The organism is Paenibacillus sacheonensis (genome assembly GCF_009909195.1).
Taxonomy (GTDB): Bacteria; Bacillota; Bacilli; order Paenibacillales; family Paenibacillaceae; genus Paenibacillus_Z; species Paenibacillus_Z sacheonensis.
The window spans coordinates 339,671-365,143 of the sequence record NZ_JAAAMU010000001.1; the positions used below are offsets into that span (position 1 = coordinate 339,671).

Annotated in this window: 19 protein-coding genes and 1 pseudogene; 18 read left to right on the forward strand and 2 right to left on the reverse strand. The window is 61.3% G+C overall.

Annotated elements, in window-relative coordinates; translation table 11 throughout:
- The first annotated feature begins 147 nt into the window (after nt 1-147).
- The 6 genes from GT003_RS01305 (at nt 148) to GT003_RS01330 (ending at nt 9,753) form a co-directional block, all read left to right on the forward strand.
- On the forward strand, nt 148-777 hold the full coding sequence (locus tag GT003_RS01305) for a D-sedoheptulose-7-phosphate isomerase (protein WP_161693612.1): 630 nt from the start codon (nt 148-150) through the stop codon (nt 775-777).
- Entirely contained in the window at nt 774-1,745 is a 972-nt protein-coding gene (locus GT003_RS01310) for an ROK family protein (protein WP_239565652.1), read from the forward strand. The genes GT003_RS01305 and GT003_RS01310 overlap by 4 nt, the downstream gene beginning before the upstream one ends.
- Nucleotides 1,746-1,888: 143 nt before the next feature.
- Nucleotides 1,889-4,021: a Sip1-related alpha-galactosidase gene (locus GT003_RS01315; protein ID WP_161693614.1), complete on the forward strand. Its 2,133-nt coding sequence runs from the start codon at nt 1,889-1,891 to the stop codon at nt 4,019-4,021.
- 47 nt (nt 4,022-4,068) lie between these two features.
- Nucleotides 4,069-7,422 carry an FAD-dependent oxidoreductase gene (locus tag GT003_RS01320; protein WP_161693616.1) on the forward strand — a complete coding sequence of 1,118 codons (3,354 nt, stop codon included), beginning with the start codon at nt 4,069-4,071 and terminating at the stop codon, nt 7,420-7,422.
- Between the two features lie 39 nt (nt 7,423-7,461).
- Nucleotides 7,462-8,961 (forward strand): FGGY-family carbohydrate kinase, encoded by a 1,500-nt coding sequence (locus tag GT003_RS01325; protein WP_161693618.1) that lies wholly within the window; start codon nt 7,462-7,464, stop codon nt 8,959-8,961.
- A gap of 279 nt (nt 8,962-9,240) precedes the next feature.
- Nucleotides 9,241-9,753 (forward strand): VanZ family protein, encoded by a 513-nt coding sequence (locus GT003_RS01330; protein WP_161693620.1) that lies wholly within the window; start codon nt 9,241-9,243, stop codon nt 9,751-9,753.
- Between the two features lie 151 nt (nt 9,754-9,904).
- On the opposite strand, the gene GT003_RS01335 is transcribed toward GT003_RS01330, so the two are convergent.
- Entirely contained in the window at nt 9,905-10,564 is a 660-nt protein-coding gene (locus tag GT003_RS01335) for a GntR family transcriptional regulator (RefSeq protein ID WP_161693622.1), read from the reverse strand.
- 260 nt (nt 10,565-10,824) lie between these two features.
- Between GT003_RS01335 and GT003_RS01340 the strand changes: the two genes are divergently transcribed.
- From GT003_RS01340 to GT003_RS01390, 12 genes and pseudogenes are all read left to right on the forward strand, one after another.
- Nucleotides 10,825-11,943, forward strand: coding sequence for a mandelate racemase/muconate lactonizing enzyme family protein (locus GT003_RS01340; RefSeq protein ID WP_161693624.1), 1,119 nt, complete (start codon nt 10,825-10,827; stop codon nt 11,941-11,943).
- Between the two features lie 14 nt (nt 11,944-11,957).
- Entirely contained in the window at nt 11,958-12,743 is a 786-nt protein-coding gene (locus GT003_RS01345) for an SDR family NAD(P)-dependent oxidoreductase (protein WP_161693626.1), read from the forward strand.
- Nucleotides 12,744-12,800: 57 nt separating this feature from the next.
- Complete coding sequence (locus tag GT003_RS01350) at nt 12,801-13,838, forward strand: zinc-dependent alcohol dehydrogenase (RefSeq protein ID WP_161693628.1); 1,038 nt, start codon at nt 12,801-12,803, stop codon at nt 13,836-13,838.
- A gap of 42 nt (nt 13,839-13,880) precedes the next feature.
- Nucleotides 13,881-14,921, forward strand: a complete 1,041-nt coding sequence (locus GT003_RS01355) for an aldose epimerase family protein (protein WP_161693630.1) — start codon at nt 13,881-13,883, stop codon at nt 14,919-14,921.
- Nucleotides 14,922-14,985: 64 nt separating this feature from the next.
- On the forward strand, nt 14,986-15,237 hold the full coding sequence (locus tag GT003_RS32950) for a hypothetical protein (protein WP_338045865.1): 252 nt from the start codon (nt 14,986-14,988) through the stop codon (nt 15,235-15,237).
- Nucleotides 15,225-15,515 (forward strand): annotated as a pseudogene (locus tag GT003_RS32955) (fumarylacetoacetate hydrolase family protein); the annotation flags it as partial. The gene GT003_RS32950 and the pseudogene GT003_RS32955, both read left to right, overlap by 13 nt.
- A gap of 153 nt (nt 15,516-15,668) precedes the next feature.
- Nucleotides 15,669-17,423, forward strand: a complete 1,755-nt coding sequence (locus GT003_RS01365; protein WP_161693632.1) for a sensor histidine kinase — start codon at nt 15,669-15,671, stop codon at nt 17,421-17,423.
- The gene (locus tag GT003_RS01370) at nt 17,416-18,801 is read left to right on the forward strand and encodes a response regulator transcription factor (protein WP_161693634.1); all 1,386 of its coding nucleotides are present in this window, start codon (nt 17,416-17,418) and stop codon (nt 18,799-18,801) included. The genes GT003_RS01365 and GT003_RS01370 overlap by 8 nt, the downstream gene beginning before the upstream one ends.
- A gap of 206 nt (nt 18,802-19,007) precedes the next feature.
- Nucleotides 19,008-20,729: an extracellular solute-binding protein gene (locus tag GT003_RS01375; RefSeq protein ID WP_161693636.1), complete on the forward strand. Its 1,722-nt coding sequence runs from the start codon at nt 19,008-19,010 to the stop codon at nt 20,727-20,729.
- A gap of 125 nt (nt 20,730-20,854) precedes the next feature.
- Nucleotides 20,855-21,742: an ABC transporter permease gene (locus tag GT003_RS01380; protein WP_161693638.1), complete on the forward strand. Its 888-nt coding sequence runs from the start codon at nt 20,855-20,857 to the stop codon at nt 21,740-21,742.
- A 15-nt stretch (nt 21,743-21,757) separates the two neighbouring features.
- Nucleotides 21,758-22,648 carry a carbohydrate ABC transporter permease gene (locus GT003_RS01385; RefSeq protein ID WP_161693640.1) on the forward strand — a complete coding sequence of 297 codons (891 nt, stop codon included), beginning with the start codon at nt 21,758-21,760 and terminating at the stop codon, nt 22,646-22,648.
- A gap of 151 nt (nt 22,649-22,799) precedes the next feature.
- Entirely contained in the window at nt 22,800-24,782 is a 1,983-nt protein-coding gene (locus GT003_RS01390; RefSeq protein ID WP_161693642.1) for an alpha-galactosidase, read from the forward strand.
- A gap of 184 nt (nt 24,783-24,966) precedes the next feature.
- On the opposite strand, the gene GT003_RS01395 is transcribed toward GT003_RS01390, so the two are convergent.
- Nucleotides 24,967-25,344, reverse strand: a complete 378-nt coding sequence (locus GT003_RS01395) for a YciI family protein (RefSeq protein ID WP_161693643.1) — start codon at nt 25,342-25,344, stop codon at nt 24,967-24,969.
- Between the last annotated feature and the right edge of the window lie 129 nt (nt 25,345-25,473).

The following is a 25,473-nucleotide window of genomic DNA, read 5'->3' on the forward strand; positions in this document are numbered from 1 at the left end:
TGATTGCATTGATTCAGTGATCGCGGTGCTTGAATTGATTGCATTGATTGCCATGATTGTATTTTTTACTGCGACTACAGACTGCAACGATAACAACGCCTATAGCGACTAGGCGCTTTAACGATTATATAGAAAGAAGGGATTGCGATGAGCGCAACGTTCAACGGACTTTTCGTGAAATACCCCGATCTTGAGCCCTGCAGGGAGCAGATCCGGCAGGCGTTCGAGGCGATGGAAGCCTCCTTCCGCAAGGGCGGCAAAATGCTGCTGGCGGGCAACGGCGGCAGCGCCGCGGACTGCGAGCACGTCGTCGGCGAGCTGATGAAGGGCTTCATGTCGCAGCGCCCGCTGCCGGCTGCCGAACGGGAGAAAATGCTCGTTCACGGCGAAGAGGGCGCGTATATCGCCGACCGGCTGCAGGGCGCGCTGCCGGCGATCTCGCTGGTCAGCCAGAGCGCGCTCGCGACGGCGTACATCAACGACGTCGCCGCGGACATGGTGTTCGCGCAGCAGGTGTACGGCTATGGAAGACCGGAAGACACGCTCGTCGTGTTCAGCACGTCGGGCAACTCGGCCAATGTCGTCCGCGCCGTGCAAGTGGCCAAATCGCTCGGCATGGCGACGATCGGCTTGACGGGTCAAGGCGGCGGCCGGCTGAAGGAGCTGTGCGACGTTACGGTGTGCGTCCCGTACGACGGCACGCCGGACATTCAGGAGCGGCATCTTCCGATCTATCACGTGCTCTGCATGCTGCTCGAGGAGGCTTTCTTCGCATGAGCATGCTGCTAGGAGGGTTCGATATCGGCGGGACCAAATGCGCAGCCGTGCTCGGCATCGCCGAGGGCGGCAGGGTCGACATCCTGGCGAAGCGCGGCTTCCCGACGCCGCCGACGCCGGCCGAGGCGATCCGGCAGTTCGGCGAAGCGCTGGGGGAACTGTTGTCCAAGCATACGGAAACGGGTCCGCTGCAGGCAATCGGCATCAGCTGCGGCGGGCCGCTCGACAGCCGCCGCGGCCTCGTGCTGTCTCCGCCGAACCTCCCCGGCTGGGACGGCATCGATGTCGTGACGCCGCTGCGGGAGCGCTTCGGGGTACCCGTCGCGCTGCAGAACGACGCCAACGCCTGCGCGCTGGCCGAATGGCGCTGGGGCGCGGGACAGGGCGTCGCGAACATGGTCTTCCTGACGTTCGGAACGGGCATGGGCGCGGGGTTGATCCTGAACGGCAGCCTGTACGCGGGCATTACGGACATGGCGGGGGAAGCGGGCCATATGCGGCTCGAGAACGACGGCCCCGTCGGGTACGGCAAGGCGGGCTCCTTCGAAGGGTTCTGCAGCGGCGGCGGCATCGCGCGGCTGGGACGCGCCATGGCCGAACGGCGTATTCGGGAGGGCGGGACGACCGCGATCTGCCCGGATGCCGCAGGTCTGGAAGGCATTACGGCCAAAGCGGTGTTCGACGCCGCGAACGATGGGGATGCGTTGGCGCTTGAGGTCGTCGGCATCGTCGGACGGAAGCTCGGTCGGGGCCTTGCGCTTCTGATCGATCTGCTCAATCCCGAGCGCATCGTCATCGGAAGCATTTACGCGAGGCAGGAAGCCTTGCTGCGACCGATCGTCATGGAAGAGCTGGCTCGCGAAGCCTTGCCGCTGTCGCTGGCGGCGTGCGAAATCGTGCCTTCCGGGCTCGGCGAGCATGTCGGCGACGCGGCGAGTTTATCGGTGGCCTTATACGCGTTGGGATAGGCGCCAATCGGGAAGAAAGCATGAACCAGAGGCAGCGGCGCAGATAGGAATAGCAATGCAGATAGACATAGAAATGTAGATCAATATGGAACTGCAGATAGACATAGAAATGAATTCGGAAGAGGCAGGAGGGACCGACAGCCATGTTTGAGTTTAACGAGAAAGGCGCTTTTCGCGTAACCCCGGAACCTGCGAGGGCCGCGTTCGGCCCGTTTGACATCGCTGTCAAGCTGGATGGCCAAGATCGACCGGAGGCGCTGATGCCGAGAGGGACCGAGCAGGAGAACGGGCAGGGAGCGGTCGTCTACCGCTTCGCAAACGAAGCCGACACGGTCCGCGCGCAGCTGCGCGTGTCCGTGGCCGATAATGGCGCCGTGCTCGCGAGCGTGAGCGCGGAGACGATGAACGACAACGATTTCGGCAGTCAGCGCGCGTTCGCGGCGGAGCACGCCATCGTCGTGACGATCCGTCCGCTGGAAGCGATCGATGGCCTGATGGCCAATTATCAGCACAAAGACTGGTGGACGCGTCCCCACTTCGATACGGACCCGGCGCGTCTGCCGGCACGGACGCAGTCTATCGTCTGGCAAACGGCCGGCGGTTATTATCATCTGCTGCCGGTCGTCGGCGCAGCTTGGCGCACGGACGCCGCCGGCGCGGACGGCGGATTCGCGCTGCGGCTGTCCGCCTACGAGAGCGGCCATCGGCGATGCGATACGCTGGCGTTCGCATTAGCGGCCGGCGACGATCCTTATCGGCTCGTGCAGTCGAACCTCGACGCCGCGCTGAAGGCGCTGGACTACCCGACGCTCTCGCGCGAAGGCAAAACGTACCCGGAGCCGCTCGACCGCCTCGGCTGGTGCAGCTGGGACGCGTTCTATCATCAGGTCGACGAAGCCGGGCTGCTCGCGAAAGCCGAGGAGCTGCAAGGACTCGGACTTCCAGTCGGCTGGGTGATGATCGACGACGGCTGGTCCGATACGAAGGACGGCAAGCTGATGGCGTTCGAAGCCGATCCCGTCAAATTTCCAGGCGGACTGAAGCGGACCGTATCCGCGCTTAAATCGCGCTTCGGCATCCGCCACGTCGGCGTCTGGCATACGATCGTCGGGTACTGGGGCGGCATCCACGAGGAAAGCGGCATCGCCAAGACGAGCCGCGAGTCGTTGTATCAAGTGCCTCGGGGCAACCTCGTGCCATATCCGGACGCGGGCCGGGGTTTCGGCTTCTGGCATGCGTGGCATGGTTTCCTGCGCCGGCAAGGCATCGATTTCGTCAAAGTGGACGGACAAAGCTCCGTGCTCAATTATATGAAGGAACGCCGTTCCGTCGGCGAAGCGACCGCGGCGGCGCACGAAGCGCTCGAAGCTTCGGTCGCGCTGCATTTCAACGACACGATCATCAATTGCATGGGCATGGCGTCCGAGAACGTATGGCACCGGCCGAAATCGGCGATCTCGCGCAACAGCGACGACTTCGTTCCCCAGGAGAAGCGGGGCTTCCCGGAGCATGCGCTTCAGAACGGCTACAATTCCTATTACCACGGAGCGTTCTATTGGGGCGACTGGGATATGTACTGGTCCAACAACCATGACGACAAACAGAACGCGGTTCTTCGTTCGGTCAGCGGGGGGCCGATCTATATCAGCGACGCCCCGGGGAACACGAATCCCGCGAACGTCTGGCCGTTGATCTACGCGGGCGGGACGATCATTCGCTGCGAAGGCACGGCGAATCCGACGCCGGACTGCCTGCTCGCCGATCCGGCCGTGCAGCCGGTACCGCTCAAGCTGTGGAATACGGCCGGAGGCGCGGGCGTCGTGGCGGCGTTCCACATCCATCCGGATGCGGCGCCGGTCGACGGCTTCATCGGACCTGGCGACGTGCCGGGCCTCGCGGGCGAAGAGTTCGCCGTGTACGAGCATTTTACCCAAAGCTGCTCGTTCATGAAGGCCGGCCAGCGCGAAGCCATCCGTTTGGAAGAAAACGGCTATGCTCTGTTCGCGGTCGTGCCGGTCGCCGGGAGCGTGACGCCGATCGGTCTCGCGGACAAATACATCTCGCCGGCTTCGATCGCGGCATGTGCAGCGGATGGCGACAGGACGATCGTCACGCTGCGCGAAGGCGGACGGTTCGCGTTTGCCGCCAAGGCGCATCCGGAGCGCGCGAGCGTGAACGGGGAACCCGCCGCGATCAAACAGATCAGCGACTATGTCTACGAGATCGACGGCGGTTCGCCGGACCGGTCCGTGCGTATCGAGATCGTCACGGCATAAAGGCATAACCCGCGATCGTTGAAGCGGAACGGGGAGGAGCGGAACGGATGAACAAGCTGAAGTTGGAGCGCGCGGCGGTTCCTGTGCTGGGCGAAGCGGACGCGGTCGTTATCGGCGGATCGCTGGCGGGCATAGCTTGCGCGCTGGAGCTGGCGGCGGCGGGGAAACGCGTCTGGCTGATCGAGCCGCGAACCTACATGGGGAGCGAGCTGACGGCGACGCTGCGCCCATGGCTGGAGCTGCCGCCGGCCGGGGAATCGCTCCCTGCGCTGATCGGGCGGATCCTCGACGCGCAGCGGCAGGACGATGAAGCACCGGATTCGATTCGAGCGGCCGATTCGGGAGGAGCCGGGTATGCCGCGCTCCATCCGGACCGGCTCAAGCTGAGCTTGGAGGATGCGCTGGAAGCGGCGGGCGTGCGATTCCTGTACGCTTCGCTTCCGGTCGGTATCGAGCGGCTGGACGGACGGGCCGCGGGCGTCGTGATCGCGAACAAGTCCGGCAGGCAGTTGATCGCCGGCCCGCTGGTCGTCGACGCGACGGAGACGGCCCTCGCGGCCTCGCTCTGCGGCGAAGAGGTCACGGAGTACCGCGGCGGCGGGGAAGCGCGTTATATGCGGACGCTTGAATTCGTCGGCGTCGATGTCGATTTGGACGAAGTCTCGCATTCTGCGCCAGGCGTTTCCAAGCCGTTAATAATGGCAGTACCCGCCGATATCGGGGCGGACGGCGGGGAGATCCGCCTGAGACAGGGCTATCGGGGACGCGGCCACGTTTACGCCGAATTCGCGATGACGCTGCCGAGCGGCAACACGCTCGAAGCCGCGCGGAACCGCGAGCTTGAAGCGAGGCGCAGGAGCATGGGACTTGCCGTCCACCTGATGCAGCGGGAGCCGGCTTTCGTCAAGGCGGTGCTCAGCGCATCGTCGAACGAGCTGTCGGGACCGCTGCCGATCGAAGCGAGGCCTATCGCCGCGGCATCGCCCGAACGTACGGCCGAGACGGTCGCGTCGGGCGTATGGTCTTTATTCCGCGCCGTGTATCTGCACGGCGCAACGGAGCTGCTCGATCCGATCGGCGCGGCTGCCGAGGGCGAGCGGCTTGGCCGGGCGTTAGCTGGCGCGGGTTCAACGATTGCCGGCCGAGCCGATGCCGTCATTAAACCCGGCGAAGCCCGGGCATTCGAAGGCGATTCCGCGATCGGGGAAGGCCGAGAGCAAAGAACCGATTGCGGTACCATAGACGGCGCCGAGACCGTTCATCCGGCCGGCTCGTCCCTCGTGCCGGCCGCAAACGACGCCTTCGCGGACGTACTGGGCGCCTCGGTTGTCCATGCCGAAGAAACGGAGCTCGCCGTGCGCATTCCCGTCTTGGGTGGTCAAGACGCCGTATTCCCCATGCGCGAGGTCGGAGCCATGGAGATCCCGGTGCGTGCTGCCGTCGACGTGCTCGTCGCGGGCGGCGGCACCAGCGGTGCGTGCGCCGCGTTCACGGCGGCCGGCGAAGGCGTCCGCACCGCGCTCGTCGATTTGAATCCCGGGCTTGGCGGGACGGGAACGTTCGGCGGGGTAGACAGCTACTGGTTCGGCCGGAAAGCCGGCTATGCCGCCCGCATTCAGGACGCCGTGCTGGCGCGGCAGCGGGAGCTTCGCTACAAGGGTCATAAGTGGAACATCGAAGCCAAAATGCACGCGCTGCTCGAGCAGGCCGCCGGAAGCGGCGTCGACCTGTTCCTGAACGTCGTCGCGTTCGGCGCTGTCATGCGGGGAAGCAAGGTGTCCGGCGCCATCGCGGCCACGCGATGGGGGCCGGTTTCGATTACGGCAGGAGCGGTCATCGACGCGACCGGCGACGGCGATCTTGCGGCCTTCGCCGGGGCCGATTACGTGTACGGCTCGGAGCGGGACCACACGGTCATGTGGTACTCGCTGGCGCAGTACACGGCTCCGGATAAGATCCAGAACAATTTCACGAGCATGGTCGACGTCTCGGACGTGCTCGACTATACCCGGGCTATTCTGGCCGGGCGCAGGCGCGGGACCGGCGTTCACGATCACGGTTCGTATATCGCGACCCGCGAGAGCCGGCACGTCAAAGGCGACGTCGTCATGAAGCTGTCCGATCAGCTGCTGCACCGGCGCTGGCCGGACGCGATCAACGTCCACTTCAGCAATCACGACGTCAAAGGCGTCAGCGGCGCGGACTGGGTGAACGTGGGCCTCATCCCGCCGAACCTGGAAATCGAAATTCCGTACCGCATGCTGCTGCCGGAAGGACTCGACGGCCTGCTTGTCGCGGGCAAGGCCGTCTCGGCGACGCACGACGCGCTGCCGGCGATCCGCATGCAGGCGGACCTCGAGAACCTTGGCGGCGCCGCGGCGCTTGCCGCGGTGCAGGCGGTGCGCGCGGGGGTGGCCCTGAGGGCCGTCGATATCCGGAGGCTGCAGCGCCGTCTAACCGATGACGGACTGCTGCCGGAAGGCACGTCCGATCGGACGCTGCGTCCGGTCGCTTACGGCGATGAGGACTTGGAGCGTCTGGTCGCTTCCATCGAATCGGATCGGCCGCTCTATGAATATTCCAACATGCGGATGAACGAGATCCACGCGGGTCCGATTCCGTTCGTCGAGATTTGCTCCGTCGGCCCGCGGATCGCGCCGTTTCTGGAACGCGCGCTCGGCAGCGCGGAAGGGCTGAGACGGATTCATTTGGCGCAGGCGCTGGCGATGATCGGCTCGAATGCCGGCGTTTCCGTGCTGATCGAGACGATCCTTCGGGATCTGTCCGGGAGCGCGCTGCCGCCGCGGACGGCGGACATCATGTACGTGCAGCTGCCGCCGGATCATGGGGCGATGCCCGATCCCGCTTATCTGATGTATTCGCTGGCGCAGGCCAAGGACAAGCGGAGCGCCGTCGTGTGGAACCGGGCAGCAGAGCTGCTGCACCCGGAAGCGGAAGATTTCCGGGACTCGCTTAAAGGACTTTACTATTATATCGATGCCGTCTGCCAGGGAGCGGAACGGCTCGGCGATCCGATCGCGATTCCGGCGCTGCAGGCGATGCGCCGCGTGCCATTCTTGCGCGACCAGCAGTCGGCGCAGGGCTGCCAGCCGGATTATTTCCTTGAACGCCGAGCGATGCTGGAGCTCGCGATCGGCCGGGCGCTGGCCGCCTGCGGAAGCGCGGAGGGCTACGAGGTATTGATCGGTTACTTGACCGATGCGCGCGTGCTGCTCGCCCGGCAGGCGCTCCTGCAGCTTCGCAGGCTGAGCGGCTTGGTCTTTCCCGCGGCGCCGGAGCAATGGACGGCGTGGCTTGCGCATTCGCGTGGATCCCTGCGGCCTAAACCGAACGACATGCGTCTGGATATCGAGACGGACAGCGCATCGATACTGCGTTAGCCGGATTCGGCCAGTATAGCTTACAGGAGGTTGCGCGTTATGCTGCTAGCCATCGACATTGGATCGACGAATATGAAAGCGGGCCTGTTCCGCGAAGACGGCATCGCCGTCGCGCAGGCGGAACGGCCGAATATTAAGACTGCCGGACCTGCGGGGACGGTCGTATACGATCCGGAACGAATGTGGGAAACGGCGGCGTCGCTCATTCGCGACGTCGCCGCGGCCGCGGACCGCCCTTGTGTCCGCGCCGTCGGCATTACCAGCATGGCGGAGAGCGGTCTCCTCGTGGACCCTTCGGACGGGAAGGCGCGTTCGCCGGTCATGCCTTGGTTCGAGACCTGCTCGATCCCGCAGGCGGAGCTCGTGAAACGGGAAATCGACGCCAAGGAGCATTTCTTCCGTACCGGCCTGCATGCATCGTTTAAATTCGGCCTTGCGAAGCTGCTCTGGTTAAAGGAACGTTTCCCCGAGGCCTTCGAAGGGGAGAGCGTCTGGCTCTCCGCGTCGGCGTATATCGCCTACCGCCTCACGGGCCGGATGGCCGAGGACGAGACACTGGCCGCCCGGACGTTCGTTTACCGGATCGACCGCCGCGAATGGGATGCGCCGTTCATCTGTCATTTCGGCTTCCGGCCGGAGCTGTTTCCCGAGGTCGTCGCGGCGGGCAGCGCCGTCGGGACGGTCGATTCCGCTCTAGCGGCGGAATTGGGCCTGAGCGGAGAGCCCTTCGTCTGTTTGGCGGGACACGATCATGCGGCCGCTTCGCTTGCCTGCTCCGCGGGCGGGGATGACGTCTACAATTCCATGGGTACCGCGGAGACGTTGGTCGGCGCGTTCGCCGAACGCGCGCTGTCCGAAGCCGATTTCGCGTCCGGCATGTCGTTCGGCCGGCATGCGCTTCCGGATCGGATGTTCTGGATGGGGGGACATTCCGCTTCCGGCGGTTCCGTCGAATGGCTGCGGGAGACGATCGGGGACGGGACGCTCTCTTATGCGGCGATCATGAAGCTGCTTTCGTCCACGGGTCCCGATCCTACGGGCATCCTGTATTTCCCGTATTTGTCCGGGAGCGGATCGCCGAGGATGAACCAAGCGGCGAAAGCCGCGTTTATCGGCTTGACCGCCAAGCACGGCAAGGGAGACCTGATCAAAGCCGTACTCGAAGGAAATGCCTATCAAGTGGAGCTGATGCGCAGAAGCGCGGAGCGCATCGGCGGCAGTCCGATCGAGCGGATGAAGGTTGTCGGCGGAGGCGCCAAGAACGAGGTTTGGCTTCAAATCAAAGCGGACGTCTCGGGTGCCGAGCTCATCGTGCCCGGCACGGCCGAAGCGACGCTGCTCGGCGCGGCGCTCTCCGCCGGCGTCGGCGCCGGCGTATACGGGTCTTTTCGGGAGGCGGCGAATGCGGTATGCTGCCCGGACGGTAAACGGTACGTTCCCGATCCGGACCGGCATGCCCGGTACAGGCAGTGCTACGAGCGGGGTTTCATGGCGCTTATGAACCCGCTGACGGACTATTACGAGAGCTGTTTTAACTAACTAATTACATCGTCACGCATTCATGTCCTAAGCGATCGATAGCTGAGGATCGAGCAGGAGGGATAGGGTAATCGGGCAGCCGCTAAGCGCGTCGATGCCGGAATAAGCGGGAGCTAACAACGTCACGACTTCGGTCGCGGCGTTTTTGGTTTGACTGCGTGATAGGGCTTTATTTTATGGAAACTTTATATTTGCCCTGCTTTTTTATTAAACACTTCGCACTAACATGAGGGAGAACAAGGCCACTCGATATTTTTGACAGCAGGGGGCAGACCTACGATGAAGAATGCGAAGGGGTTTATCGGAACGTTACTATTCTTGTTATATGCGTATCTCTTAATCAAAATCATCCTGTTCAAGTTCGGCTCAGCCGATCTTCCGTTTCTGTGGCATCAGCTTCAAAGCACGATCGTGAATCCCGAGTATCTGCACGGTCATTCGCGATCGGTCAATTTGGAGCCGTTCAAATCCATCGCTCAAAACCTGCATCGGTTCTCGAATCCGCATGATCAAATCAACTTGATCGGAAATATTGCCATCTTCCTGCCTTGCGGCGTATTTTTCGGCTTGTTATCGAATCGCGGCGTACTCTCGTTTCTTTGGGCGGCAGCGCTTTCCCTGGCCGTAAGCTTGGGGTTGGAATGCGCGCAGCTCGTTTTTGCGATCGGGAGCTTTGACGTGGACGATCTGATTCTTAACGTATCGGGAGGCTTGTTGGGATGGGTCGTACTGGTCTTGATCAAACAAGCGTACGTCAAACCGGCGGTCGCGAATAAAGCAGTGCCTCATTGATGACAAGCGGGGGCTTCCGCAGAATAGGCAGGATGCCAAATGGATGTAAGAAACAGAGAGAGGCAGTCGTGGACGTTACTTCGTCCGTGACTGCCTCTTTCGTTATCCTACATCTTCTTACGTCTTCCATTCGCGTCCTCGATACGTTCAACTACCGGCTAAAGCAAAGCAGATTCTCGTCGCTGCCCAGATGGGCGACGATGGCGGCTTGAATGCGTTCCAATTCCTTGGATCGGAAGGCGTCGAGCAAGGCCTGATGATCGGACGCCATATGGTCGTGATCGAAGAAAGGGAGATTCTTGGCAAAGTGAAGCCGGATTTGGTTCACGATGCTTTGCCAGGTCAGCATGACGGTTCGTTCCGTTGCCAGTTCGAGAATCGAATGATGGAACAGCAGATCCAGGTCGACGAGCCGGTTCTTCTCGCCGCCGGCGACGGAGGCGTGCATATCGTCCACGATCGCTTGCAGCTTCGCGAAGAAATCATCGTCCATAAGATTCAGATACGTCCTCACCACGTACCATTCGATATGGAACCGGATCGGGTTCAAAATGTGCTGCACCTCGCTTGCTCCGAGATCGGCGACGACCGTTTCTTTGTAAGGGTAGGACACGAGCAGGCCCTCGCGCTCAAGCTGGCGGATCGCTTCGCGAATCGGTCCGCGGCTGACCTTCATTTGCTCCGCGATGTCCATTTCCTTGATTCTCGCACCGGGCGCCAGGTCGCCGTTCAGAATGGCTTCGCGCAGATCGTTCGTCACCTTCTCGCGCAGCGAAGTGTTGGCTTGCTCCTTGAATATAAATTCGGACATGTCGTAGCATAACTCCTCTATGTGGGAATGGATGAATGTCGCTTCTTCGTACGCACCATTATACTTCAAGCAGCGCTCGCGGATGAAGAAACAATTGCTTATTGACCCTAGTATACAATCAAATAAATATTGTTGACAATATTCAAAATCACCGACTACAATGATGGTGTTGAAGCGCATTCATTTTACATAACGGCGAATAAGTGACCCCGCAGGTCATGCACCGTCACCGGAACTTTACGAAAAGAGGGGATATGGCCATGAAAATCACCGAAGTCGAATCGATTTATCTGCGTTTGCCGGATCTGGATGCGGAGCGATGCGACGGAACGCAGGATACGCTCATGATCCGCGTCCATACGGACGAGGGCATTACGGGCTGCGGCGAAGTCGATTCCGTTCCGCTCGTGGCGAAAGCCGCCATCGACGCGCCTCCGTCGCACTCCATCGCGACAGGCCTGCGTTCGCTGCTGATCGGCGAGGATCCGCTCGATATCGAGCGGCTGTGGGACAAAATGTACCGTGGCACCATTTATTTCGGCCGCGGAGGTCCGGCGATGCACGCGATGAGCGGGATCGATATGGCGCTCTGGGACATCGCGGGCAAGAAGGCCGGCCGGCCCGTATCTGCAATGCTCGGCGGCACGTACCGCAGGACGCTGAAGGCGTACGCGAGCTCGCTTATGCCGGACACGATCGCGGAAGCGGTTCGTTTGGCGGAGCAGTTCGTTACCCAAGGCTATAAAGCGATGAAGTTCGGCTGGGGGCCGATCGGACGGGACGTCCGTTTCGACGAGGAACAGATCCGGGCGATCCGCGAAGCCGTCGGCCGGGACATCGACGTCATGATCGACGGCGGTCTCGCATGGGACCTAAAGGGCGCGCTGCGCATGGCGGATATTTACGAGAAGCACGGCGTTTATTGGCTCGAAGAGCCGCTTCATCCGGAAGACCTCGCAGGGTATAAGGAACTGTCCTCCCGGACGTCGCTGCGCATTGCCGGCGGCGAGCAGGAGAGCGGCGTGACGGCGTTCCGGCGGCTGATCGAAGACGGCGGGCACGACATCGTCCAGCCGGATCTGGGCCGCTGCGGCGGATTGACCGAAGGCAGGCGAATCGCCTACATGGCGAACGAGCGCCATAAGAAGGTCGTTCCGCATGCATTCAAAACCGGTATTCTCGTGGCGGCCAGCACGCATTTCGCGGCTGCGATCCCGAACGGCTTTATGATCGAGCATACGGTATCCACGTCTCCGCTGGCGCGCGACCTCGTATCCGAGCCGATCGTTTTCAAGGACGGCTATGTCCATGTACCGGATCGTCCGGGTCTTGGCATCACGGTCGACGAAGCGGTCGTGAACAAATTCCGCGTTAACTAGGAGGCTGAACGATCATGGCAAATACGGGCAGATTCGCGGGCAAGGTCGCTTTCATTACGGGAGGCGCGACCGGCGTCGGGTATGCGACGGCGCGGCGTCTCGCTTCGGAAGGCGCATCGGTGGTCATGACCGGACGCCGCGCGGATGTCGGCGCTGCGGCGGCCGCAGCGCTGCGGGAAGCCGGGTTCGATGCGGCGTTCATCGCCGGCGACGTATCGGACGAGGCATCCGTGGCGGCGATGTTCGGGGAACTCGAACGCTTGCACGGCAGGCTGGACATTCTCGTGAACAACGCGGCAACGTTCGAGCCGATGGCGTTTCTGGGTTCGAAGATGAAAGAATGGCGGCATGTGTTCGACATTATCGTGAACGGAACCTATTATTGCACGCAGGCGGGAGCGGCGCTGATGCAAGCCTGCGGGGCGCGGGGGGCCATCGTCAACGTTTCGTCGATCAACGGCAGCCGCGCGCTGCCGGAGTCGTCCAGCTACAACGCGGGCAAGGGCGCGATGGACCAGCTGACGCGGAATACCGCGATCGAGCTGATCGATGCGGGCATCCGCGTCAATGCCGTCGCGCTCGGCTTCATCGAGACGCCGATGTCGTTCGTCGACGGCGTAATGGAGCATGAGACCGACTGGTTCAAGGATATTTACGTCGCCCGGGGCAAGATCGCCCAGCGGCGCCAAGGCCAGCCGGAGGAAGCTGCGGGCGTGATCGCCTTCCTCGCCTCGGACGACGCGTCGTACATGTGCGGAGCGATCGTGCCTGTCGACGGCGGGCTGTCGATTACATTCTAGCGTCGTACGGCGCCGTTATCTTCGAGCATTCGATGAACGATAAGGAGGCCTGCTGGCATGCAAGCTTTAGTCTATGAAGGACCCGAAACGATGAACATGCGGGAGGTCGAGACGCCGGCTCCCGGCGCGGACGAATTATTGGTCGCGGTCGCCTATTCCGGCATTTGCGGCTCCGAATTAAGCGGCTTCCTGGGGCACAACGCGCTGCGAAAGCCGCCGATGATCTTCGGACATGAATTCGCGGGCACCATCGCCTCGATGGGGGCGGATGCGGCTGCTTCGGGACAATGGACCGTCGGCCAGCGCGTGACGGCGAACCCGCTCGTCACCTGCGGGCGCTGCGAGAAGTGCGCGAGCGGCCGTCAGCAGCTGTGCGGAAGCCGCAAGCTGCTGTCCGCGGCGCTGCCGGGCAGCAACGCGCAGTACGTGGCGATTCCGGCCGATTTCGTGCTCCCCGTGCCGGATTCGGTCACCCTGCAGCAAGCCGCGATGACGGAGCCCGCGGCTTGCGCGATTCGAGCGGCCGAGCTCGCTAGCCCGAAGCCCTCGGATAGGGTGCTCATCCTGGGCATGGGGCCGATCGGGCTGCTGGCGCTGCAAGCCGTGCTGCAGTACGGCGTGCGGGACGTCATCGCCGTCGACATGAACGAGGAGCGGCTGGCGATCGCACGCAAGCTGGGCGCCGCGCATACGGTCCATCCGGCAAGCACGGATACGCTGGGGGAAGTGAAACGGCTAACGGCAGGCGCCGGCGTGGATATCGCCATCGATGCGGTGGGAGCGAGCTTGACGCGCGGTCAATGCGTGCTGGCCTGCACGTCGGGCGGACGCGTCGTCTTCACGGGCCTGCACGAGGAGCAGTCCTCCCTGCCTGTCAACGCTTCCATCCGCAGCGAAATCGCGATGACCGGCTCGTTCGCATACTCGGATTCGAACTTCCGCCTGGCGCTGCGCTGGATCGAGGAAGGACGCATCGGCCTTGCGGACGGCGTCGTGGAAGTGCCGCTGTCGGAAGGCGCCGCCTGGTACAAGCGGCTGATCGCGAGCCCGGGCAGCCTGTCGAAGGTGCTGCTCGTGCCTGGAGGAGAGGGATAATGCCGGTATTCGGCACGATTAAAGCCGGAGGGAGCGTCTGATATGGGCGTAAAGGTCGACACGAATTGGACGTATAACGAGATCCGCACCGTCGTGATGGAGAATGAAAAGCTGCGGGTCGTCGTTATGCCGGAGCTTGGGGCGAAGATCTGGCAAATCGTCTATAAGCCGCGCGATAAGGAGCTGCTGTGGCATCATCCGCGCATGACGCCAAGGAAGCTGCAGCTTCACGCGTCGTACGACGATCATTTCTTCGGCGGCTGGGACGAGCTGTACCCGAACGACGAAACGGAATCGATCGGCGGCGAGACGTTTCCCGACCATGGCGAAATCTGGACCTTGCCTTGGCACTGCGCGATCGAGCGAAGCGACGAGCAAGAGGCCGTGCTGCGGCTGTGGGTAGAGACGCCGATCAGCGCGACGCGGATCGTGAAGACGATTACGCTGCGGGCAGGCGAGGCCAAGCTGCGTTTCCGGCATGCGATCGAGAATAAGGGCCGCAGGCCGCAGCCTTACCTGTGGAAGTTGCATGCCGCGATGTCGGCGAACGAGTCTTACCGCATCGATCTGCCTGCGGAAGAAGTCCGGATGGAGAGCTTCGGCTCCCCGAGGACGGGCAGGACTTCGTACGATTATGCATGGCCGTACGCCGAAGGAGCGGACGGCAGCCTGCACGATATGCGCCAGGTGCTCCCGTTCGGCTCGGGCGTGAGCGAATTCCAATACGCGACGAAGATGAGAGCGGGCTGGTGCGCGCTCACGGACACGAAGGACGGCATAGGCTTCGGCCTCAGCTACGACCGCGAGGCGCTGCCGAGCTGCTGGATCTTCGCGTCCTACGGCGGATGGCGCGAGCTCCAAACCGTCGTGCTGGAACCGTGCACGGGCTACCCAGCGGGCCTCGCGGACGGGGTGGAGCGCGGCACCCACAAGACGCTGGAGCCCGGACAGACCGCCCTGTTCGATATCGTGGCGACCGTGTACGACGGCTATCGTGCCGTGGAGGGGATCGATGGCGACGGCAACGTGACCGGCCCGGAATTCCGGTCGCATCAGACCGATCCCATGAGCTCGAGAGCGTAAATGAGCAGACCGGGAAGCATGTTCAAGCCAAGCACCTAGAAGCATTTTAGGAGGCATCTCATGAATGAAACTGGTTCACTTCTTCGATAACGGATTATCCAAACTAGGCGTCGTCACGGACAGAGGCGTGCTGGACGTCGCCGCCGCGTCGTCGGCGGGAGACGGCATTCCGGTTTCCGTCCAGGAAGCCATCGAAGGCGGGGCAGAGGCGCTGGCCGCCTTGCGGCGATTGGCGAACGAAGCGGATTCCGCCTGTTTCCGCAGCGAAGACGATCTGAAGCTGGGCGCCTGCGTACCCGCGCACCGTATCTCGTGACGGCGGACGAGGCCGGCAATCCGAACGACCTGGCAATCGGCAGCACCGTGAACGGAGAGACGCGCCAGTCGTCGCATACGTCGGACATGATTTTCGCCGTCGACGAGATCGTCAGCTACATCTCGCGGCATATGACGCTCGTGCCCGGCGACGTCATCCTTACCGGGACGCCGGAGGGCGTCATTATCGGTTACCCGCCGGAGAAACAGCAGTATCTGCAGCCGATCGAGAAGCTTGGCAGGTTGACCAACCGCATGGTTGCGGAGCAGCAAACTTAGCGTCAGCGGCTCCGGCTTACGATCAAAATACTTTGACTTCATGCGAAGTTTGCGAGTGCGCCGCGCGTACCGCGAACTTCGCTTCCGTTTGTCGGGACAGTAAGAAGCCAATGACGTCTCGGCCAGACGCCAGGCAGAAGGGGATGAAATCGGATGAAGCATCGGCTGCATGCGTTTACGGGCCGGCCTTTCTTGTATTCCTTGAAAAACCGGGTGACGGTCGTGTTCCTGTTCAGCACCTTCATGACGTTCGCGATCGTCGGTTCCGCCTCCTACTATACGATCTCGTCGATCTTGTACAACAAGATCGAGCGAAACATCCAGCTCACGATGGACGAAGTATCCCGCGACACCGACCTTGCGGTCGACAACCTGCTTTCCGTCTCCAGTCAGCTGAGTTACGGGGGCACGGTATCCAACGATTTGACGAACTATTTGTCCACGGACAGTTATTCCAGCAAGAAGACGCATTACGATAACATCAACGCTTATCTCAACCTGATCGATTTTACGAATCCGAACGCCGGCTTTCATTTCTACTACTATCCGGATACCGGCAAGACGCTCTTCGAGAACGGAAAACTGAATCGGCCCCCCGTCATGACGGGACTTCCGGTGCTGACCGACAAGACGCTGTTCACCTTCTACGGCCCTCACCCCTCCTTGGCGGATGGGAAAAACGGGCTCGTATTGTCGCTCACGCGCCCCGTCGATACGATGGGCGGGTCCAATTTGTATTTATACCTGGAATCCAGCCTGCCCGCGCTCGCGAACATCATGAAGACGAAGCAGCTCGGGATGGACATCAAATACGTTATCGCCAATGAACAAAATCGAATCGTCTACAGCCAGCTGCCGGGAAGCTTCCAGATCGGCGCGCTGTATGCGGGGGAATCCGGGGATACGATCCGCAGCGCCGCGGATGCGTACGTCTTCGATACGACGAGCCGTTACGGCTGGCATCTGGTCGCGGCCTTTAATAAAAGCGCGTTTACGAGCGAAATCCGCGCCTGGGCGCTGCGCATGGCGCTCATCGGCGCCGTTCTTATGCTCCTCAGCCTGCTGCTCGGCTATTTGGTCTGGCGTTCGGTCTACGTGCCGATCCGGCTGTTCAAGAAAGAAATCGGCCATATGGCCTCCAACCAATTCGATACCGTGACGGAACGGACGAACGTGGCGGAGTTCGATCAGGTGCTGAAGCAGTTTCATTCCATGAAGGACAGGATTCAGTCCCTGCTGCTGGAGGTCCGGCAGCAGGAGAACGAGAAGCGGCAGCTGGAGGTCGACAAGCTGCTCTCGCAGATCAATCCCCACTTTCTCTACAATTCGCTGAATACGGTGCAGTGGATCGCCAGGACGGAAGGGCAGCGCAAAATCGTCAAGCTGGTCGCCGAGCTGACCCGCCTGCTCCGGTATAACCTGGGCAAGGAAGGCTCGATCGTCACGATCGAGCAGGAATTGACCGCGTTGAAGGATTACGTCGCGCTGCAGCTCGTCCGCAACGACGATCAGTTCAAGGCTGCCTTCGACGTCGATGATGCGGTCCTTCAGGTCGAGATTCCCCGTTTCATTCTTCAGCCGCTTGTCGAGAACGCGATCTGCCACGGCCTGAAGGAAGGCAGCGGAACGATCGAGGTCACGGTTCGCCGGTCGCAGCCGGGCTTCGTGACGATATCGGTCCGCGACGATGGGACAGGCATGTCGGAAGAGAAGCTCGCGCGTCTGTTCGAAGGAAACGGAACGGAGGTCGGGCAGGGGCTCGGCATCGGACTTAACTACGTGAACCGCATGTTGGACGTGCATTTCGGGGAAGGCTGCAGGCTGCAGGCGGAGAGCTCGGAGAAGGATGGCACCGTCTACTGGTTTACGATACCGACGAGGCGAAAGGAGGCAGAGCCGCATGTATAAAGTGCTGATCGTGGATGACGAGAAGCTCGTCCGTCAGGGGATCATGACGACGTTTCCCTGGCAGAAGCACGGCTTCGTCGTGGCGGGCGACGCCGCAAGCGGCGAAAGCGCGCTGGAGCGGATCGGGCAGGAACCGTTCGACCTGTTGGTGACGGATTTGGCGATGAACGGCATGTCCGGGCTCGAGCTCATTCGTAGGGTGAAGGAAATGGAGCCGGGGCTGCCGGCCGTCGTGCTGACCTGCCATGACAATTTCAAATACATTCAGGAAGCGATGCGGCTCGGGGTATTGGATTATATCGTCAAGACGGAGATCGAGGACGAGGCCGTGGACGAGACGCTGGAACGCATCGCGCGAAAGCTGAGCGAAGAGCTCGGTTCCAAAGAGCGGGCCAATCGCGGCAAGCCTCGGCAGGAAGGGCTGCTGCTGTTCGCGCCCGGACCGGACGGGACGCCGCAGGAGCTGATTCCGCCGGAGGATCAGGAAGAGTACGACGGCAGGCTAACCGAGATCGACGGCGCGACTTGGCTGCTTCGGCTCGCGGTTTCCGAGGCCGGCGCGCTCGCGGACGTCATCCGGCCGCGTCTGGCGAAGAGCGGCTGGACCTGCGTGCGCATCGGGGGGCTCGAGGCAGCGGACAGCCGGAATACGGCCGCGGTGCTGCGCGATTATCGCAGGCACGTGCTGTTCCATGCCGCCGAGGCTTATGCCGAAGCAGCTTGGACGGAGGTGGCGGAAGCCGCCGCGGCAGCGACGGACCGCGCCGGCAGCATCATCATCGGGGCGAATTGGGATGGACCGGAATGGGTGTACAGCGAGGAGCGGTTCGAGACGATGCTGCGGGAGACAGCCGCGGCGGGCATCGACGGAACAGCGCTGCTGAAACGGTTGTATCCCGTCGTTCTCGAGTGGGAACGGCTTCTCGCAACCGGTTCGCTGAAGGGGCTGCTGGAGCAAACGAACGGCCTGCTGCGCTGGCGCGACTGGGAAGCCTGGCTCCGCGGCTTCCGAAGCGCGATCCGGACGACCGTCGACGCGAACGGCTCCCGTCAGATCGCGGAGAATATGATGCGCGCGATCGAGCTGCTCGACCGCGAGGACGGGCCGGAGCCGAGCGAATCCGAGATTGCGCGGGCCGTCAATATGAGCCGCGGATACTTCAGCAAATGCTTCAAGAAAGTGACGGGCCAGTCCTACGGCGATTATGTCCGCAAGCGGAAGCTGGAGCGCGCCAAACGGCTCATCCTCCGCACCGACGACCCGATCGCGCGCGTGGCCGAGCAGTGCGGCTTCAGCGATTACCGTCATTTCAGCCGGGTGTTCCGCGACTTTACGGGCATGCTGCCCAACGAGTACCGCAAAACCGGCCGGACTTGATTGCAGAACGCGGGTTAGCCCCTGCAACGCTAGGCGAAAGTGTGAAAAATGCGCGCTAATCGTATGATTTAATTCATCTCGAAAGAACGAAATCCGCCCTTATTGGTCGCAGAAGTGCATAGTGCGCTCGTTGGAAATTCTCTATCATGGAAATAGATAAACCGCTTACAAAGCATGTAGAAAAGAACGAAAGGGTTGGTTACAGCATGAAAGAGAAGACGTTACGCAAAGCCTCGCTTTCCGTCGCGCTCGCCATGTCCCTCGCATTGACCGCCTGCGGCAACAGCGGCTCGAACGGGAACGATCCCGATACGGCAAACGGCGATACGCCGGCGAACGCGAACGCGGCGAACGACGGCGCAGCCTCCGGGTCGAAGGATCCGTTCGGCCCGCTGCCGGAGAAAACGACGTTGACGGTATTGAAGGCCGATCCCGATTCGACGCCGAAGGATCTGGGTTTGCCGGAGGGCGATACGGTACTGAAGAACCGTTACGTGCAAGCTTTATCCGATAAGATGAACATCGACGTGCAGTTCCCGGTCGTCGTCAAGGGCAGCGCGATTGGAGACAAGACGAATCTCATGATCGCAAGCAACGACATCACGGACGTCATGCTCGTCAGCTACACGCAGTACCAGCAAATGATCAAAGCGGACATGCTGGAGGACTTGACGCAGGTGTATCGGGATTACGCCAGTCCGGCGCTGAAAGGCGTGCTGCAGACCGACGGCGGCAAGGCGATGAATCTGGCGACGGTGGACGGCAAACTTTACGGCATCCCGACGATGGGCACGCTGCATAATTCCGATCCGCTCGTCTGGCTGCGGAAGGACTGGCTCGACAAGCTGAGCCTGCAGCCGCCGAAGACGATCGACGAACTGAACGCGATTCTGAAAGCGTTTATCGAGAAGGATCCGGACGGCGACGGCAAGAAGGATACGATCGGCATGCCGGGCGCTCAGACGTTCACGGGCCAGTGGGCGAGCACGTACGGCTTCGACCCGGTGTTCGACTACTACAAATCGTACGTGAAAAACTGGATCAAAGGCCCGGACGGCACCGTCCAATACGGTTCGATCCAGCCGCAGACCAAGGACGCGCTGAAGAAGCTGAGCGAGATGTACGCCGAAGGGCTCGTGCCGAAGGACTTCCCGGTGCTGAAGAACGAGCAGGCGAACGAGCTGGTCATTTCCGGCAAGGCAGGCGCTTTCTTCGGCCCCTGGTGGTCGGGCTGGTCGCCGCTGAACGACGCGATCAAGAACGATCCGACGGCCGATTGGCAGGCCTACGCGCTGAAGGACGCGGACGGCGTGGCGCGCGCCAAGCAGGAGACGCCGATCGGCACGATCGCGGTGCTGAAGAAGGGCTTCAAGCATCCCGAAGCGCTCGTGAAGGTCGTCAACTACGAGTATCAGGTAACGCTTGACGACCCGGCCGATGCCGGGGGCGATCCGTACGCCGGCCTGGTGCTTCCGAACTGGCAGACGCTTCCGATTGCGCTGGCGCTGTGGCGGGCCGATTCCGTCATTCTTGACCATACCGGCATCCTTGCCGCCTCCAAAGGCGAAGCGCTGCCGGATGTCCCGGAAGCGACGGCGGTCAATTACAAGACGATGGGCGCTTTCTGGGCGAAGGGCATCGATTGGCTGCGCAAGAATCCGGACAATTACGGCGAACCGATCTCCCGGATCATAGGCGTTAACCCGATCATCGAGAACGATATCGAACCGGTGTACAGCGAGTTCTACAGTACCACAAAGACGATGCAGCGCAAGATGACCAACCTGAACAAGCTGGAAGAGGACGCCATGATCAAGATCATTACCGGCGAGAAGCCCGTCGATTATTTCGACGACTTCGTGTCCCAGTGGAAGAAGCAGGGCGGGGACGAAATCACGCAGGAAGTAAACGAGGCGTTGAAGCAGTAACGGTCGACTGACGAAAAGGCGAGAGCGCGGACGCGATGGTGCTCCGCGCTCGATTTTTTACATGCGAGGGCGATATCCAGTCAACGAACCAAGCAATGAAACCCAATCAGATCGGGAGTATGACTATGAAAAAGAGAGTATCCGTCCATTATCACCTCATGCTGCTGCCCACGATGGCATTGGTCGCCGCGTTCAGCATCTACCCGCTGTTCGGCCTGATGCTGGCGTTTCAGGAGTTCAATCCGGGCAAGGGGATATGGGGCTCGACGTTCATCGGCCTGGAGAACTTCAAATATATGTTCGAAATTCCGGACATTAAGACGATCTTCATGAACACCTTGTCCATTGCGGTCATGAAAATCCTCGCGACGCAGCTGCTCGCGCTGGCGTTCGCGCTGCTATTGAACGAAGTGAAGAACGCGGTGTTCAAGAAGAGCATTCAAACGATCGTGTACCTGCCGCACTTCATCTCGTGGGTACTGCTCGGGGGCATCGTCATCAACGTGCTGTCGCTGGACGGCATCGTGAACGAAGCGCTGGGCAAGCTCGGCATCTCGCCGATCTTTTTCCTCGGCAGCAACGGCTGGTTCCCCGGCGTCATCGTCGGCACGCATGTCTGGCAGGAGTTCGGCTTCTCGGCCATTATTTACTTGGCGGCGCTCACCGGCATTAATCCGAGCTTGTACGAGGCGGCAGGCATCGACGGGGCGGGCCGGCTGAAGCAGCTGCTGTACGTGACGATGCCCGGCATCGCCACCACGATCATCCTGCTGCTGACGCTCGACATGCAGAACGTGCTGAACGCCGGCTTCGAGCAGATCTTGAATCTGTACAATCCGATGGTCTACCAGACCGGCGATATCATCGATACCTATGTCTACCGGGCCGGCTTGAAGGAATTGCAGTACGAGCTGGCAACGGCCGTCGGCCTCCTGAAATCGGTCGTCAGCCTCATCCTCATCACGATTTCCTATTTCCTTGCTTCGAAGTTTGCCAACTATCGTATTTTCTAAAGGGTGTGAACCGCTATGGGCATTCGGCTCAGCGCCTCCGAGCGCGTATTCGGAATCGTCGTCATCATTATTCTTAGCCTGCTTGGCCTCAGCACGCTGTTTCCGCTCGTGCATATACTGGCTGTCTCGTTCAGCGACAAGGCGGCCGCATCGGGCGGACTGGTCACGGTGTACCCGGTCCATTTCACGCTCGTCTCGTATAAGGCCGTCATGGCGGACAGCGCGTTCTTCCATGCGTTCGGCGTTTCGGTGGAGCGGGTGCTGCTCGGCGGCGCGATCCAGTTCGTCCTCACGATCGTATCCGCCTACGCGCTGTCGCGGCCCAAGTCGGAATTCCGGTCGCGCGACGTCTATATGTGGGTGCTCGTGTTCACGATGATTTTCAGCGGAGGCCTCATTCCGACGTACCTGACGATCAAATCGCTGCACATGCTCGATACGATGTGGTCGCTCGTGCTGCCTACGGCGGTGGCGGTCTTCAATATTATCGTGCTGATGAATTTCTTCAAAAGCCTGCCGAAGGAGCTCGACGAGGCGGCGGTCATCGACGGCTCGGGGCCGTGGCATAAGCTGTGGGCCATCTATTTCCCGCTGTCGCTGCCGTCCATCGCGACGGTTACGCTGTTCAGCGTCGTCGGCCATTGGAACGCGTTCTTCGACGGATTGATCTACATGAACGACCCGAACCATTATCCGCTGCAAACCTATTTGAACCAAATCATCGTGCAGGCGGCGCAGCCGACGACGAACATGACGCCGGACGAAATCGAACGGCTCTCGAAGCTGTCCGACCGAACGATGAACGCGGCCAAAATATTGGTCAGCATGGTACCGATCTTGGTTATCTATCCCTTCCTGCAGCGGTATTTCATTACGGGCATCACGCTCGGCTCGGTGAAGGAATAGCGAGATGACTACGGGGCATGACATAGGATCGAATATGAGCGGAAATAGGATGGAGTTAAGTCGGTACGAGTGGAAATGGGAAGGAATAGGGATGAAAAGGGTTTGGAAAAGGCAAGGAAATACGGGATTGTACACGGAAGGGGAGTGCAGCATGTTAAGCGGATTTCTGCTCGATATCGACGGGCGGCGCGGAACGGAGAGCGAGGGGTACGTCAAAACGCTGGAGGCAGGGAAGGAGCTGCCGGACGGCTCGCGCGAAACGACGGAGACGTATGAATCGGCGTCGGGGGATGTAGTCGTCGCGTCCGTGACCGTGTCCTATCCGGACTCGCCGGTCGTGCAGCGCCGGATCCAAGTATCGAACCGGTCCGAACGCGATATCCGCCTCACGCGGATCGACACCGTTCGCGGCCTGCTTGCCAAGGGAGGCTATACGCTCGATTACTTCGAATGTCCGACGAACGGATTGGAATTCTCTCCGCGCAGCGTTCCCCTCGCGGGCACCAAGGTGCTGGAGGCCATCGCCGGAAGGTCCTCGCGCGGCATGCATCCCTGGTTTACGCTTCGGGATGCCGAGGGAGGCACGCTCGCTGGCGCCGTCGCTTGGTCGGGCAATTGGATCTTCCGATTCGAGCCCGCGGACGAAGGCGCCTACAGGCTGACCGGCGGTCTCAGCGACTGGGAATTCGCCAAGACGCTGCGACCCGGCGAAACGATGGAAAGCCCTGCGGTGCTGTATGCTCATTTGCCGGAGGGAGGCTTGGATGCCGTCTCGATTGCCTTCGGAGGATGGGGCAGGCGCTATTGGTATCCGCGGAACGAGATTTCCCGCACGGTGCCGGCAGCCTGGAATCACTGGTGGCCGTACGAGGATTCCGCCATTAACGAAGACGTGTTCCGGGCGAATGCGGACGAAGCGGCCGAGCTCGGCCTGGAGATCTGCACGCTGGACGCCGGCTGGTTCGGGGAACCGGACCCGAATTGCAACGATCACCTCGGCTGGAGCGAGAACGTGGACTGGTTCCTGAAGCGGGGGGATTGGCATAAGATCAATACGCTCCGCTTCCCGTCCGGCATCGCCGCGCTGTCCGAATACGTCCGCGGCAAGGGAATGAAATTCGGCATCTGGTGCGAGATCGAGGCGCTCGGCATCAAGTCCGAGATCGGAGCGCACCGGCCGGAGCTGCCGGCGCGGCGCGACGGCGAGCATCTCGGCTATGTCTGCCTCGGCAACCCGGAAGCGCGGGACTGGGCCTTCGGCGTCCTGGAGCGGTTGATCACCGAATACAAGGCGGAATGGATCAAGCTCGACTTCAATCTCGATCCGTGCGCGGGCTGCAACCGGACCGATCACGGGCATGGCGACGGCGATGGACTGTTCGAGCATTACCGGGGCTATTACGAGCTGCTGACGCGCGTACGGGAGAAGTATCCGGAAGTGTATCTGGAGAATTGCTCGTCCGGCGGGCTCCGAATCGATCTCGGGCTCGCCCGTCACACGCACGGCGCATTCCTGAGCGATCCGGATTTCACCCGCCATCACCTGCAGCTGTTCTGGGGAGCGTCGATGATGCTGCATCCGTCCGCCTGCTTCCATTTCTCGTGGTCGGAGACGATCGTGCACTACGACAGCAATCTCGATAAGGATCCGATCAAACCGGACATGCCGCGCCACCGGCTCGATTACATCATCCGCGCGAACATGCTGAACGGATTCGGCTGCTCGTACCGGCTGCCGGAGCTCCCCGGCTGGGCCAAGGCGCGGTTGATGGAGCTGATCGGCTTTTACAGGGAAACCGTCCGCCGCTTCGTCGCGGGCGCCGACATGCACAGGCTGACCGGCCAAACGATCCGGACCGGAAGCGGCGATTCGTGGAACGGCTACTTGTACGTCCTGGAAGGCGCGGAGGAAGCTTTGCTCTTCGCCTTCCGTCTGACCGGCGGGGAGCCTGAGCGCGTCCTGAGGCTGACAGGGCTGGATGCGAGCTCGCTGTATGAGCTGCATTTCGAGGACAGCGGCAGGAAGATGGAGCTCTCCGGGGCGGCGCTCGCGGAAGAAGGACTGACCTTCTCCGGCATGGAAGAGGAGTCGTCGGAGGTCGTTCGCCTTCGCAAGCTGCCGATGGAACGGTAAACGCAGTGTTATTTTGGAAAGCGGACGCAGCTATATCCCGGACGGTTTTCCCGGACGAATCCGTGGGAAAATGTCTCTTGGAGGAACGGCAGAGAACCCCACCACGGCAGAAAACCCCATCCTTGGATGGGGTTTTCTGCCGTAACGAATGGTTAGCCGGACTTCATCGTCTCTCGGACGAGTCTCAGGTTTCGCTGCCTTTGAAGTAATGGACGGGCCTGATCTCGATGCCCCAGCCGAATTGTTCGCCGGCGGCGATCTGCAGGGCCGGATGCAGCGAGGCCAGCCGAATGGCTTCCTCCATGCCGCTTGCTTCGATCAAAATCGCGCTGCCGATGAGCTCTTTGGTTTCGGTAAAGGGACCGTCGACGATCGTAACATTGCCATTCGTGCGCCGAAGGCTTTTGCCCTCCGGCGATAGTCCGGCATCGTAGAGGACCCGGCCGCTCTTATAAAGTTCATCGAGATGCGGCGGGCACTCGCTCATGACCGCCTCGATCTCCGACTTCGGGCGGGCATCCATTTTGGCCGGATCCAAATATCCCAAGCATAGATAGAGCATCGTCATTTCTCCTTTTCGAGGGGTTGGATTGGGCTTGTCATGCTAGGATTGGCAGTTCGGGCAACTTTAGCGACCAGCCGCTCCTCCTCTATATGAACGACGAACGGGTCGTGGAGAAATCGACATCTG